A 13,172-nucleotide genomic window follows, 5' to 3' on the forward strand; every position below is an offset into this window, starting at 1 on the left:
CGCGGGCGTGTGGCTATGGGGTTTTCTAAAAAAAGACATTTGTTTTTTAACCGCTAGCAAATCGTATAAATCAAAAAAAGGCTATCCGAATATAACCGGATAACCTTTTTTATCAATTTAGAATGGTATTATTATATTTTTATTTTAGCCGTTTAACATTACAGGCATGACTAGCATGGTAATACGTTCGCCCTCATCCAAACCATCAACAGGGGTTAAAATACCAGCGCGGTTAGGCATGCTCATTTCTAGTTGCACTTCATCAGAACCTAAATTGTTTAACATTTCGGTTAAAAAACGAGAGTTAAAACCAATTTGCATATCATCACCTTGGTAAGCACAAGTTAAACGTTCTTCGGCTTTGTTGCTGTAATCAACATCTTCAGCAGAAATATTTAATTCCGCCCCCGCAATTTTTAAACGAATTTGATGCGTGGTTTTGTTAGAGAAAATACTAACACGACGCACAGAATTTAAAAATTGAGTTCTATCAATCGCTAATTTATTTGGGTTTTCCTTTGGGATTACCGCTTCATAATTCGGGTATTTCCCATCAATTAAACGACAAATTAATTCCGAATTCTCAAAAGTAAACTTCGCATTACTGTCGTTGTATTCAATAGTCACTTCATCTTCACTACCCGCTAAAATGCCTTTTAATAAATTTAAAGGTTTTTTAGGCATAATAAATTCTGCTACTTGGTTAGCTTGTATATCAGCACGAGTATATTTTACCAATTTGTGTGCGTCGGTTGCAACAAAAGTTAAGCCTTCGGTAGAAAACTGAAAAAACACACCGCTCATCACCGGACGTAAATCATCATTTCCAGCAGCAAAAATAGTTTTGCTAATCGCTGTTGCTAAAACATCACCAAGAATAATGGTTTTACTTGGGTCTTCTAAAGCGACTGCTTTTGGAAACTCATTACCATCAGCATAAGCTAAAGCATATTTACCGTGGTTCGAGCTAATTTCAATGGTATTATTATCTTCAACAACAAATGTTAGAGGTTGCTCTGGGAAAGTTTTTAAAGTATCTAATAACAAACGCGCAGGAATAGCAACACTACCTTCGCTATCACTTTCAACATCTAAGGTAGAAGCCATTGTGGTTTCTAAATCACTAGCCGAAACCGTCAGTTTATTATGGTCTAATTCAAATAAAAAATTATCTAAAATAGGTAAGGTGTTCGAACTGTTAATAACACCACCTAAAACCTGTAATTGTTTTAATAAATAAGTACTTGATACTATAAATTTCATGAGTTGAAGTATATTTTTTAGAGGTTAAATGCCACATTTATTATATCATTCTAAACAGGAACTTGCAGGTTTAGTAATAAAAGGTTCATTTATTAACTTTATTTAATTTGTAAATATGCTATTTACAAATATATTCTATATGTCTTATATTAAGAAACAAACTTATTAACATTTAAGAAGCGTATTTTTTGTTTCTGAAGTAATTAAAGATAAAACTAAATATCACTAGTAATGCTAGTGGTAACAAGGTGTTTATAAGTTGCCATTTGGTTTTTTCGGCGGCAATTTTTTGCTGATTTAAAAAGGCAACGGCAATTTCTTTCGATCTAATGTTTATAAGTCCATTATCGTCCAGTAGATAATTTACCGTATTCAGTAAAAATTCTTTGTTGCCGTAGTTTTTACCAGTCCACCTATCAAAACCTAACTCTTGAGGTATATTTTTAACCACATCGTTTTTAATAACGTCGCCATCGGCAATAATGACCATTTTAGTAGCCAGGCTTTTGTCCATGTCGTTATCAAGTTTAAAAGGTTTAATTCGGTTACTATAAACCGAAGGAAATTCACCTTCCAATAAAACCGCTACATTTTGTTTGCCTTTGTTAAAATCGGCAGGATTTTGTTCTTTGGTAACTAAGTCTAAACTAATTTTTCGTGGCGTACCTTCCAGTCGGGTTAGCGGTGCTGTTTCTAAAAGAATGGTTTTTTTAAGTCCATTTTTAAGCGTGTCTATTGGGTTGGCAAAATCAAATTTCACCAAGTCTAAATTATTTACAATAGGATGATTACTGTTCGAATTCCCGAAAGGTGAATACGGCCAACGTAAATTTTGAAATTGTGCCTGGCTACCTTCTCCCATAGCCAAAGTAATGGGGGCAGAATATAGCGAAGCTACTATGAGTGGATTAATACGTGCGCCATATTTAAAGAAAAAATCGGTTAAGTTTAAATCTCGGGGTACGGCATAATTTGTTCCCGAGGCATTGTATAAACTATCCTTTTCCATAGCAACGGCATCTATAAGCCAAAGACTTTTTCCACCATTCATCGTATATTGATCTAAAACTAACTTTTCTTTTTCGGTAAAAGCTTCGGTGGGTTTAGCCGAAATTATTAAATCGAAAGCGTTTAATGCTTTTAATGTGTTTTGTGGGTGTTTGGCAACGCTATCTAAAGTAAAAGGTGCTATTAAATAATACTCGCCTAATTTTTTTACAAAATCGGCAATGTATTTATCTTCCAATTGTTGGTTCCCTTTTAAAATCGCTATTTTTTTGCGTTTTGGTTTAGTTAGTTTGCTAAAAGCATCGGCAAAAGCGTATTCTAAATGCTGAACCGAGTTGGTTACTAGTTCTTGTTGATTGCTGCCTATTTTGTTTTTAATTAGCGGAATTGTTACGGTTTGGTTGTTGTAACTCGCCAAAGCCCACGGAAAAATAATAGCTTGAGTGGACGATCCGTTTTCTTGAACACGCATTTGCATGGGAGTTAAACCGCGTTGTGTAAGTTGTTTTATAATCACATCGCGATGGGCTTCATCTTCCAACGGATTGAAAAAATTAAAAATAATATTCCCGTTTTCCGAAGCAAACTCTTCTAGCAATTGCTTGGTTTCGGTTTGCAGACGTCTAAATTCCGAAGGGAAATTTTCGCCATCCAAAAAGATATCTATAATTAGAGGTGTTTCAACATGTTTTATAATATCTAAACTTGCGGTGCTTAAAGTATAGCGTGAATCTTTAGTAAGATCAAAACGTTTATGGGTGTTGTTTAGGGCGATATTCAAAATAAATAAACCAGCAAAAACTCCCGCCATTTGTAGCCATGATGTTTTGTGTAGTTTTTCGTTTTTAATGCCTTTAATGGTTATAAATATGAAAAAAATAGTAACACTTAAAAAGTATAAAATATCGCGTGTATCAATCACACCAAGACTCATACTTTTATAATGGGAACTCATGCCTAATTGATCAATAAAAAAGCTAGAAGTAATATCGGCTAGGCCTTCAAAACCAATATAGAATAAGAAACATATAAAAACGGAACTTATAAAAGCTACAATTTGGTTATCGGTAAAAATAGAAGTAAATACACCAATGGCGGTGTAGGCAGCTACTAAAAAAAGCAACCCAAAATAGGAGCCAACTGTACTCCCAAAATCTAAATTTCCTTCCGGGTTTTCTAATTGATTTACAGTGTAAACATAAAGTAGTGTTGGAGCTAGTGCTATTAAAATTAAAATAAGAGCTCCAAAATATTTCCCCAATACAATCTGCGTGTGCGAAATGGGTTTTGTGAGTAAAAGTTCTAAAGTGCCTTGTTTTTTTTCATCGGAAAAACTGCGCATAGTAACCGCAGGAATTAGGAAAATTAAAATCCAAGGCGCCAGTAAAAAGAAAGACGATAAATCGGCAAAGCCATAATCTAAAATATTAAAATCGCCTTTAAAAACCCATAAAAATAGTCCGTTTAGTAATAAAAAAATAGCAATTACTAAATACCCTATAGGCGATGCGAAAAATGCGTTTATTTCTTTTTTAAGTATGGAAAGCATGTGTTTTATTGCTATAGTAATAATTTAAAATAATTTATTTTCACGATCAATCCAAAGTCTCTAATTTGTTAACGCTCCAAGCTTCTGGTCTTATACTAAACAGTGGTTTTAATTGTTTCCAAAGCGTTCTAAATGCTTTCGATTGGCGATAGGCTTGCAATTGGCTATCACTTTCCCAATAGCTATAGGTGAAAAATACTGTTGGATTGTCTGTGGCTTGGTATAAAGCTAAAAACGTACAGCCATTAAACGCTCTAATTTCTGTTTTGTTGTTTTGAAATTTTTGTAAAAAAACATCAATATTTTGTTTGTAAAAACCCATTTTAACAATTCGGACTAACATATTTTACTGTTTTTGTAGTTTTTTAATTAAAAGCGCTCGTCTAAGGCAATATGCGTTTTTGTGGTATCAATGGGGGTGGAGGTGAAATTTACAGTCACCGTATCCATAATCCCTAAACCTAATAGTGTAGAGGCGCTTCCGTTAGTTTTGGGGTTACTTTTAAACAGGGCTATTTCCAAAAAACCACCCGAGTTAAACACGACTAATTTCCGACCTTCATCTTGTCGTTTTTCAATAGGAATATCAAAATTTACAATGTCGCTATAATTTTTATGTATTTTTTTAAATTTATAACTCCTTGCCGATATTTCAAATTCACGTCCCTTTTGTATACTTTCAAAAAAGTTTCGTTTTATATTGGTAACCACATTGCCATAATTATCAATATAAATCACGCTACCAATAATTTGGGTTTGATCCTCTTTTACAAAAGGTTTTATGTTTTGTATGGGCTTAATACTAGTTATTGTTTTTCCAATAACATCCAAAGTACCACCGCGAGCAATATGGCAAGCTACTTTAACAAACACATCCAGTACAGGGAAACTGCTTAATATTTTATCATGAATATTAATTTCTACAATTTTCTCGGGTACAATTTCCGAGCAAATCATACTCATAATACCATTATTGGCACAAATAAAATAATGTCCATCCAGTTTAACGGCAATATGCTTATTCTCCGCGTTAATTTCCGAGTCGATACCAATAATATGAATGGTGCCTTTAGGAAAACTATTATAAGCGTTTTGGATAATATAAGCGGCCTCTGGAATATTAAAAGGCGATACATTATGCGAGATATCAACAATATTAACATCGGGCAACTCACTATAGATGGCGCCTTTGGTTGCGCCAGTAAAGTGGTCTTTTGGACCAAAATCCGAAGTTAAAGTGATAATTGCCATGCAAAAAATGTTGATATGTTTTTAGCGTTTTGTCATCTAAAATTATGTATTTTTGAGATGAACACTTACGAGATACAAACCTACATAAATTTTTGTTTTTGTTTTTATATTTTAAATGAAAATTGAGAGGTTTTAATATCTAATTTTAATTAAAATTAAAACAACGCCTTTGAATGAAATCATCATTGAATTAGAAGAAATTACACCCAAAGAATTTTTTGGGACACAAAATGTAAACATTGAACTTTTAAAAAAGTACTTTCCTAAATTAAAAATTGTAGCACGCGGCAATCAAATTAAAGCCTTTGGAGAAGAAGAAATGCTCGATGAATTCGATCGACGACTTACCATGCTTTTAAAACATTTTGCCAAATACAACAAATTGGACGAAAACGTCATAGAACGCGTGTTAACTAGCCAAAGTAGTGACGATTACATAGCTTCTGCCAAAGGTGGAGAGGTTATTGTGCACGGTGTTGGTGGCAAGCTTATAAAAGCACAAACCGCCAACCAACGCAAATTGGTAGAACTCATGCATAAAAACGACATGGTTTTTGCTATCGGGCCAGCCGGAACAGGGAAAACCTATACAGGCGTTGCTCTAGCCGTTCAAGCGCTTAAAAATAAACAAGTAAAACGTATTATTTTAACGCGACCAGCCGTAGAAGCCGGAGAGAATTTAGGGTTTTTACCAGGTGATTTAAAGGAGAAATTAGATCCCTATATGCAACCGCTTTATGATGCGCTTCGCGATATGATTCCTGCCGAAAAATTAGCACAATACATCGAAAATGGCACCATCCAAATTGCACCATTAGCTTTTATGCGTGGTAGAACTTTGGATAATGCATTTGTGATTTTAGACGAAGGTCAAAATACCACGCACGCCCAAATGAAAATGTTTTTAACCCGTATGGGCAAACATGCCAAGTTTTTATTAACTGGCGATCCTGGGCAAATCGATTTACCGCGCCGTACCATTTCCGGATTAAAAGAAGCGCTTTTAATTTTGAAAAATGTCGAAGGCGTAGGCATGATTTTTCTAGACGATAAAGATGTGGTGCGCCATAAACTCGTTAAAAAAGTAATTGAAGCGTATAAAAGTATCGAGAATATAGATTAGCTTTTTTATTTGAAGCTCATCCCGCTTTCCGCTATATCTTTTTATGTGCTACATAGGTTTTTGTATCATATAAAAGTATTCGGTATATGTACAGTTTCGGTATAAATAGAGTTTAGGGACGCACATAAAAAGGATGCCGCATCAATCGGGGCTAAACCATCTGCCAAAGCTTGTGTTAATTTATTAGCAGTATCGCAGATTTGTAAAGTAAAAAGAGAAATTCATATCAAAAAAAGATAGTGAATTTAAAAACCTAAAAAAGTGTATCATTTAAGTTAAATTTGCAAATAATTAGAAATTCAACTCATAAACCAACAAAACAAAATGAGTAATACCATAATAGATACCAATTTTAATTTCCCAGGACAAAAAAGTCTGTACAAGGGAAAAGTAAGAGCTGTATATAATATTAATGACGAAGAGTTAGTCATGATTGCCACCGATAGGCTATCTGCATTCGATGTCGTTATGCCAAAAGGTATCCCGTACAAAGGACAAATACTAAACCAAATAGCCACAAAAATGATGGCTGCCACCGAAGATATTGTTCCAAATTGGCTAACCGCAACACCCGATCCTAATGTAGCTGTTGGGCACTTATGCGAGCCTTTTAAAGTGGAAATGGTAATTCGTGGCTATATGTCTGGGCATGCAGCACGTGAATATAAAGCAGGAAAACGCCTATTATGTGGTGTGCCTATGCCAGAAGGGATGAAGGAAAATGATAAATTTCCAAGTCCGATAATTACACCTGCTACAAAAGCAGAAATGGGCGACCATGATGAAGATATTTCACGTGAAGATATTTTAAAACGTGGTATTGTTTCAGAAGAAGATTATCTGGTTTTGGAAGATTATACTCGAAAATTATTTCAACGTGGCACGGAAATAGCAGCATCCAGAGGATTAATTTTAGTGGATACTAAATACGAATTTGGAAAAACTAAAGACGGAAAAATTGTGTTAATTGATGAAATTCATACACCAGATTCTTCGCGTTATTTTTATGTCGATGGTTACCAAGAACGTCAAGACAACGGAGAAGCTCAAAAACAACTTTCTAAAGAGTTTGTTCGTCAATGGTTAATTGCTAATAATTTTCAAGGATTAGAAGGGCAAACCGTTCCTGTTATGAGCGATGAATACATTCAATCGGTATCCGATCGTTATATTGAACTTTACGAAAATATCACAGGCGAAACGTTTGTAAAAGCTGATGTTTCTAATATTCAAGAACGCATTGAAACTAATGTTTTGGCTTATTTAAAATAACATAAAAATAGTTTTATGTCCAAACAAAAACTCTTGCATTGCAAGAGTTTTTGTTTTTTATATAATCATGAAGATATAAACCAGAAATATTGCGTTTTAATGCGTTTTTTATAAAATAGAAATTAAATCTAGCGGATGGTTTAATATATGTTTTGCACCATGTTCAATTAATTCATTTTTATCTCGGAAACCCCAAGTTACACCAACAGGGAGCATGTTTGCGTTTTTGGCTGTTTGTATATCAATACCAGTATCGCCAACATATATGGTTTCTTCGGGTAGTACATGTAGTGTTTTACATATTTCTAAGGCTACCACCGGATTTGGTTTTTTCAGCGCTTCTTCTTTTAAACCTAAAACGGGTTCAAAATAATCAGGAAATAAGGCTAATACTATTTTTTTTGTTAATGCATCGGCTTTGTTAGAGAATACACTTATTTTTAATGGTTTAGATTTTAAATGATTCAATAATTCAGCTATGCCATCATAAGGCTTTGTTTTGTTTGTGCACTGCTCACTGTAAACCGTCATCATGGCGTTTAAGCAAAGGTTTATTTGTAATTCACTTCTGTTAGATTTGGGCAAGGCATTCACAACTAAACTTTTTATACCACTTCCAACAAGAGTTTTGTAGGTGTCGTAAGTGTGAGTAGGATAATTGTAGTTGTTAAGAACGGTATTCATCGCGTCGGCGATATCTTCTATGGAGTTAACTAAGGTGCCATCTAAATCAAAAATAACTGCTTTATACATGTTTTAATTTATAAAGGTGAATAATTTATTTTAAGCTCTGTGGTGTAAAATTAGGTTTATTTTTTCAATAAATAACTTTCATTTGTCATGTTTCAATAGGTATTAACTACTTTTTTTAAGCAACCTTTTACGCTAAAATTAATATTTAATAGAATAGCATACCGGACTGAAATATATTTTTCAGAGTTTAGTTAAAGAAGAAGGGGATATTTAAATTTAAAAGCAAAACTTTAAATAATTTATAAAGGATGCTTTGCAAAAACAAAAACAACAGTTTTTTTTATATTAAGGTGTTTCTAAAAAATAATACATTAAAATAGAAATATGAACAATTTAAAATAATAAGGTGTTTTTTGTTACAAGACATGGAGATGTTCTTAATTTTATAGAAATTTATTATTGTTAATATATGTACATTAAGAATGCTTTTTTAATTTGGAACAATGAATTGTAAATTCAATACAAATTATTCTTGATTTTAAAAACAGACATTTAAAAATTATATTCATTTTTGCGAAAAACTCAATAATCTGTATCTAAAAAAACAAAATATGAGTTTTTTTGAAACATTTGGTGTTATAATAAAAAAAAATAATGTAAATTAGCCCTACCAAATGAAACAGTTTACTTTTTAGTATATGTTTCCAGTCCACTTATCAACACAAGTTAACTAACTAATTATACCAAGACAAACAAAGACCGAGCGAAAGCTTATTGAAGTTGAATATTAAATATGTGCAATGCTATTATTTATTTTTTATCATTCTTTCGGCGTAGAGTTCCTATTTTAAGGATGCTTTAAATACTGCTATATTTGTCGGTTTTAAACTCGGTTTTTGATTTGCTCAACAAGCCTCAATCTTTTAGGGTTTGTGGTACTTTAGCACTCATGAAGAATATTTAATAAAAAACACAAGGTTTTGCTTTGTGCGTTATATATTAGATTTTATATTGTTATGTGTGCTATATTTTATATGTAAATAGATCGTCTCATTTTAGTAGATTCAATTTTCTTTCATTTGCTAATATCGCGTTAACAGCTTGTTTGTATTTGTAAGGGGTTCCTGCTTTTTTAATGGCTTTGTATGTTTTTTGAGGATTAGAGCAAGTCTGTGAGAAAAATTCCCAAAACCCTAACATTTTCATTTTTATGGGCGTTGGGCCAGATAGATATTCGTCGTACTGTTTGTAAATGGTATTATGAAATTCCTCAAAAATATCCCAACGGTTTTCTGGATATGTTGTGCTGTTATTTTTTATCATTTGTGGTAAAAACGGATCGGCAATTAAGCCACGACCAATCATAAAATGATCTAAACTAGGAAAACGCTCTTGTATACTTTTAAAAGATGCTACACTAGTAATATCGCCGTTATAATAGAGTTTATGTTTGGTGCTTGTTATGCACCGTTCAAAAGCATCTAAATCGACCGGGCCTTTGTAAAGCTGTTTGCCAATACGGGCATGAATAGCAATATTTTTAAGTGGGTATTGATCTAAAATAGGTAAAACATCCAAGATTTCTTCAGCATGATTATAACCCATGCGCATTTTCATAGAGACCAAAATATCGGTTTCTTTATGGGTGCGTTCTAAAATAGTATCAATTTTTGAAGGGTTACAAATTAAGCCAGAACCCATACCAGATTTTGCAACCATAGGGTATGGGCAACCTAAATTCCAATTTAATTCCTTATAACCTAAACTCTGCACATATTTGGCAACGTATAAAAATTCTTCTGCATCATTGGTGATAATTTGCGGAATTACTTCTAAGCTGGAATTGTTTTCTATCAATAAATCGTTTTGATAGGAACTCTTTATTTTGAATTTTCCGTTTAATCGAATATAAGGAGAATAAAAGGTATCAATACCTCCAAAATAATGGTGAAAGGCATTTCGGAATCTAAAATCGGTAAAACCTTGTAATGGAGAGGAAAGTAATGTAAAGGCCATATTTTTATTATGAAGCTCAAAGATAACTAATATTGAAGTTCGTATTTTAAATAAAATTATGCAAAGCTCTTTTTTTAATCTGCAAATTAATTTCCTGCATATGCTTCCCTAAGTGTTTTTTTTATTTTATAAAATAATGCTAGTTTAAATCGCTTACTGTTCAGCTATTAACTCCGTTAAAATTTGTTTAAAGGTGTCAATAGGTTGCGCTCCTGTAATGGCGCTTTTTTTGTTGAAAACAATAGTGGGAACCGAGTTAACACCTAAGCTTTTCCAGTAATTTTGTTTGGTTGTTATTGTCTTTCTTGCAGACTCATTATCCAATTTGGATAAACCTTCTTTAGCATTTAAACCAACAGTTTCTAGAGCTTCTTTTAAAATGTCTCTTTTAGAAACATCTTTACGCTCACTAAAAAAAGATGTGGTTAAGCACATTTTTAGTTCGGTTTGTTTTCCGAAATCTTTGGCATATTCTAATAAAACATGCGCATCGAAGGTGTTTACCATCCGCATTTCTTTGAAATAATCGAATTTAAAACCTAGATTTTCACCTATATCAGTCATATTTTGTTGCGATTCTTTTTGCTGTTCTGCTGTAGAACCGTATTTTTCTTCAATATGTTCGGTTATATTTTGGCCTTTTGCAGGCATATTAGGGTTTAGTTCAAACGGTTGCCATGTTATATCCACTTTATTTTCAGCACCAAGTTGTTTTATTGCTTTTTCTAAGCGTTTGTATCCAATGGTACACCAAGGACATACTACATCGGAAACGATATCTATTTTTATTTTGTTTGTCATTTTTTTGAAAATGTTTTCACTTTACTAATTTCAAACTTAGTTGGTCGATTACTAATGCAATTATCATAGAAATGTATTTTATTAGCTAATAAACCTTTCGTAAATACAACGAAAGGTTTAAAGCTAATGAGCAGTTGTAAGGTTTTAAGAAATAACGTTTTCTTTAGACCAAGCAAATTCTTTAAAAGGAGCGTCTACCGGTGTATTTGCAATATGATTGGTGTAGTTGCTAATTACTTTTTGAGATAGACCTAAAATAATTTCTAATACTTGTTGTTCTCCGTAACCAGCAGCGTAAAAAGCTGTTAAATCTTCTTGAGAAACATGGCCACGATTACGAACTATAGTTAAAGTCATGCTACGTAAGGCTTCTAATTTAGGGTTTTCTAAAGGTGTTTCATTACGTAAAGCTTCGGTAATACTATCATCAACTTTCATCATTTTTGCAATTCCAGTATGTGCTGGAACACAATAATGGCAGGCGTGTTCCACGTTTATAGCTTGCCAAACTACGGTTAATTCTTCTTCATTAAAGGAGGTTTGTGTAAATAGCTCATGTAATTTTTGGTATGCCGATAGGGTTTGTGGTGAAGCCGCTAAAACACCATGTAAACCAGGAATCATTCCGTATGCTTTTAGAGAGTTTTCTAATAAAGGATTACTTTCTACAGGAGCGGTTTCAGTGTTGTGAATTTTTAAAGTGGTCATAATTTTTTTGTTTTATTATTTATGTTAATCTTATCTAAACATTCGTTTAGTTATTGTTTAAAAAAAAGGATTTATAAATTTTTAAAGGTCATTTCAATATAATCTTCAATTTCTTGTTTTGTGTTAACTCGTGCTGCGGTAGCTAAACCATGTTTTGCTAAAAGTAAATAATTAGCTTGTTTAAAAATGGTTTCTTTATTTTTTGTACCATCTGTTTCTAGCTTTTTAATTATAATTGTTTTTAAATTATTCATAAAAGCATTCATTTGCGCTTTTATCAATTCATCTTCACTATTAGAAAATTCATAGTAAGTATTTGTTACCAAGCAACCTTTTATATTGTCGTCTTTAAAATTAAAACTTACAGAATCATAAAAAAATTGTTTAATACCTTCAATGCCATTTGATGCATTTTTAAATTTTTCTAATGTACTATTTACTTTTTTTTTATAGCATTTTAAGCTTTCCAGAAAAAGGCCATGTTTGCTTCCAAAACTAGAATAGATTGAGAATTTGTTAATGCCCATTTCTTTTTCAAGCATTTGCATCGAGGTTGCTCCATAGCCATGGCGCCAAAAAAGCTGCATTGCTTTTTCGACGACAACCTCTTCGATATATTCTTTCTTTCTAGCCATTAATTTTTTAAGATAGCACAAAACTAAACAAGTGTTTAGTTTGAAAAAAAGGTTTTAACAAAGTTTTATTAAATTGGAAATAGATATTGCATTGAATTGTTGTGTTTAAACGCTTTATTGTTGAAGTTGTGAGTTTTGTTTCAAGTAAAATGTAAGAAGAGTATTGCTTTTAAAATAAATTTAATTTTTTATCAATATATTTTATTGAATATTTAAGTTTATAAGGGGGTTTAATTTATTGAAAATTAATTGTTTATAAATAATATTTCGTAATGATAAAAAAAACGAGTTTGTATTTGATAAAAATGAATATCTAAATAAAAATGTACTACCTTTCAATAGTTATATAAAAACTATAATTAGCTAAAAAATTACAAGATATATAGATTGTTTTTCGAGCAATTTTTTTCTTTAAAAAAATGAAAGTTTATAAGTTGTCCTTCTGTATAATTCGTGTTGTTAACTCAAAGCTTGCTGAGGTTATAGTAAATGAAGGTGCGGTTATAGATGAGATAGAGGTGGCTGAATATCATGATGTACTTCTTAATGTATTAGATGCTCCGTTTTCTTTATTGATAAATAAATTGCATGCGTATACTTATACCTTTAAAGCGCAAAGAAGTATAACGGATTTAAAGGAATTAAAGGCTGTCGCTATTGTGGTTAAAACAGCAGGCGCCATTCTTTCAACCGAAACACTTATTCAAGTTAGTCGTGAAGTTCATGATAATATAAAGCTCTTTAGAACTCGAGAAGAGGCACTGAATTGGTTGAAGAAAAAATAACTATTATTATTTTTCAAACGTTTTAGTTGTTGTTGTTGCCAAATAATAACGCATCTACTTGTCTGTCC

Annotated in this window: 12 protein-coding genes; 3 read left to right on the plus strand and 9 right to left on the minus strand. The window is 32.4% G+C overall.

Annotated features, from left to right (window positions below; all coding sequences use genetic code 11):
* Nucleotides 1–144: 144 nt before the first annotated feature.
* From dnaN to FQU21_RS13500, 4 genes are all read right to left on the minus strand, one after another.
* Nucleotides 145–1,263, minus strand: a complete 1,119-nt coding sequence (gene dnaN, locus FQU21_RS13485; RefSeq protein WP_147678537.1) for a DNA polymerase III subunit beta — start codon at nucleotides 1,261–1,263, stop codon at nucleotides 145–147.
* Between the two features lie 172 nt (nucleotides 1,264–1,435).
* Entirely contained in the window at nucleotides 1,436–3,820 is a 2,385-nt protein-coding gene (gene gldG / locus FQU21_RS13490) for a gliding motility-associated ABC transporter substrate-binding protein GldG (protein WP_147678538.1), read from the minus strand.
* 46 nt (nucleotides 3,821–3,866) lie between these two features.
* The gene (locus FQU21_RS13495; RefSeq protein WP_147678539.1) at nucleotides 3,867–4,163 is read right to left on the minus strand and encodes a putative quinol monooxygenase; all 297 of its coding nucleotides are present in this window, start codon (nucleotides 4,161–4,163) and stop codon (nucleotides 3,867–3,869) included.
* A gap of 26 nt (nucleotides 4,164–4,189) precedes the next feature.
* Nucleotides 4,190–5,071 (minus strand): SAM hydrolase/SAM-dependent halogenase family protein, encoded by an 882-nt coding sequence (locus FQU21_RS13500; protein ID WP_147678540.1) that lies wholly within the window; start codon nucleotides 5,069–5,071, stop codon nucleotides 4,190–4,192.
* A gap of 169 nt (nucleotides 5,072–5,240) precedes the next feature.
* Between FQU21_RS13500 and FQU21_RS13505 the strand changes: the two genes are divergently transcribed.
* Both FQU21_RS13505 and FQU21_RS13510 read left to right on the plus strand, forming a co-directional pair.
* A complete protein-coding gene (locus FQU21_RS13505) occupies nucleotides 5,241–6,194 on the plus strand; it encodes a PhoH family protein (protein ID WP_147678541.1) in 954 nt (317 codons plus the stop codon).
* A gap of 324 nt (nucleotides 6,195–6,518) precedes the next feature.
* On the plus strand, nucleotides 6,519–7,466 hold the full coding sequence (locus FQU21_RS13510; protein ID WP_147678542.1) for a phosphoribosylaminoimidazolesuccinocarboxamide synthase: 948 nt from the start codon (nucleotides 6,519–6,521) through the stop codon (nucleotides 7,464–7,466).
* A gap of 108 nt (nucleotides 7,467–7,574) precedes the next feature.
* Here the strand turns inward: FQU21_RS13510 and FQU21_RS13515 are convergent, their stop codons facing one another.
* The 5 genes from FQU21_RS13515 to FQU21_RS13535 all read right to left on the minus strand — a co-directional run bounded on the left by FQU21_RS13515 (nucleotide 7,575) and on the right by FQU21_RS13535 (nucleotide 12,319).
* A complete protein-coding gene (locus FQU21_RS13515) occupies nucleotides 7,575–8,219 on the minus strand; it encodes an HAD family hydrolase (protein ID WP_147678543.1) in 645 nt (214 codons plus the stop codon).
* 990 nt (nucleotides 8,220–9,209) lie between these two features.
* Nucleotides 9,210–10,175 (minus strand): tRNA dihydrouridine synthase, encoded by a 966-nt coding sequence (locus tag FQU21_RS13520; protein ID WP_147678544.1) that lies wholly within the window; start codon nucleotides 10,173–10,175, stop codon nucleotides 9,210–9,212.
* Nucleotides 10,176–10,328: 153 nt separating this feature from the next.
* Entirely contained in the window at nucleotides 10,329–10,976 is a 648-nt protein-coding gene (locus tag FQU21_RS13525) for a DsbA family oxidoreductase (RefSeq protein WP_147678545.1), read from the minus strand.
* A 144-nt stretch (nucleotides 10,977–11,120) separates the two neighbouring features.
* Nucleotides 11,121–11,684 carry a carboxymuconolactone decarboxylase family protein gene (locus FQU21_RS13530; protein WP_147678546.1) on the minus strand — a complete coding sequence of 188 codons (564 nt, stop codon included), beginning with the start codon at nucleotides 11,682–11,684 and terminating at the stop codon, nucleotides 11,121–11,123.
* Between the two features lie 71 nt (nucleotides 11,685–11,755).
* Complete coding sequence (locus FQU21_RS13535) at nucleotides 11,756–12,319, minus strand: TetR/AcrR family transcriptional regulator (RefSeq protein ID WP_147678547.1); 564 nt, start codon at nucleotides 12,317–12,319, stop codon at nucleotides 11,756–11,758.
* A 434-nt stretch (nucleotides 12,320–12,753) separates the two neighbouring features.
* On the opposite strand from FQU21_RS13535, the gene FQU21_RS13540 reads away from it, so the two are divergent.
* Nucleotides 12,754–13,104, plus strand: a complete 351-nt coding sequence (locus tag FQU21_RS13540; RefSeq protein WP_147678548.1) for a hypothetical protein — start codon at nucleotides 12,754–12,756, stop codon at nucleotides 13,102–13,104.
* Nucleotides 13,105–13,172 lie beyond the last annotated feature (68 nt).

The organism is Algibacter pacificus (assembly GCF_008033385.1).
Classification (GTDB): domain Bacteria; phylum Bacteroidota; class Bacteroidia; order Flavobacteriales; family Flavobacteriaceae; genus Algibacter; species Algibacter pacificus.

Coding starts and splice junctions, on each gene's coding strand:
- dnaN (WP_147678537.1), bottom strand. CDS start 1,263: ATGAAATTTATAGTATCAAGTACTTATTTATTAAAACAATTACAGGTT.
- gldG (WP_147678538.1), bottom strand. CDS start 3,820: ATGCTTTCCATACTTAAAAAAGAAATAAACGCATTTTTCGCATCGCCT.
- FQU21_RS13495 (WP_147678539.1), bottom strand. CDS start 4,163: ATGTTAGTCCGAATTGTTAAAATGGGTTTTTACAAACAAAATATTGAT.
- FQU21_RS13500 (WP_147678540.1), bottom strand. CDS start 5,071: ATGGCAATTATCACTTTAACTTCGGATTTTGGTCCAAAAGACCACTTT.
- FQU21_RS13510 (WP_147678542.1), top strand. CDS start 6,519: ATGAGTAATACCATAATAGATACCAATTTTAATTTCCCAGGACAAAAA.
- FQU21_RS13515 (WP_147678543.1), bottom strand. CDS start 8,219: ATGTATAAAGCAGTTATTTTTGATTTAGATGGCACCTTAGTTAACTCC.
- FQU21_RS13520 (WP_147678544.1), bottom strand. CDS start 10,175: ATGGCCTTTACATTACTTTCCTCTCCATTACAAGGTTTTACCGATTTT.
- FQU21_RS13525 (WP_147678545.1), bottom strand. CDS start 10,976: ATGACAAACAAAATAAAAATAGATATCGTTTCCGATGTAGTATGTCCT.
- FQU21_RS13530 (WP_147678546.1), bottom strand. CDS start 11,684: ATGACCACTTTAAAAATTCACAACACTGAAACCGCTCCTGTAGAAAGT.
- FQU21_RS13535 (WP_147678547.1), bottom strand. CDS start 12,319: ATGGCTAGAAAGAAAGAATATATCGAAGAGGTTGTCGTCGAAAAAGCA.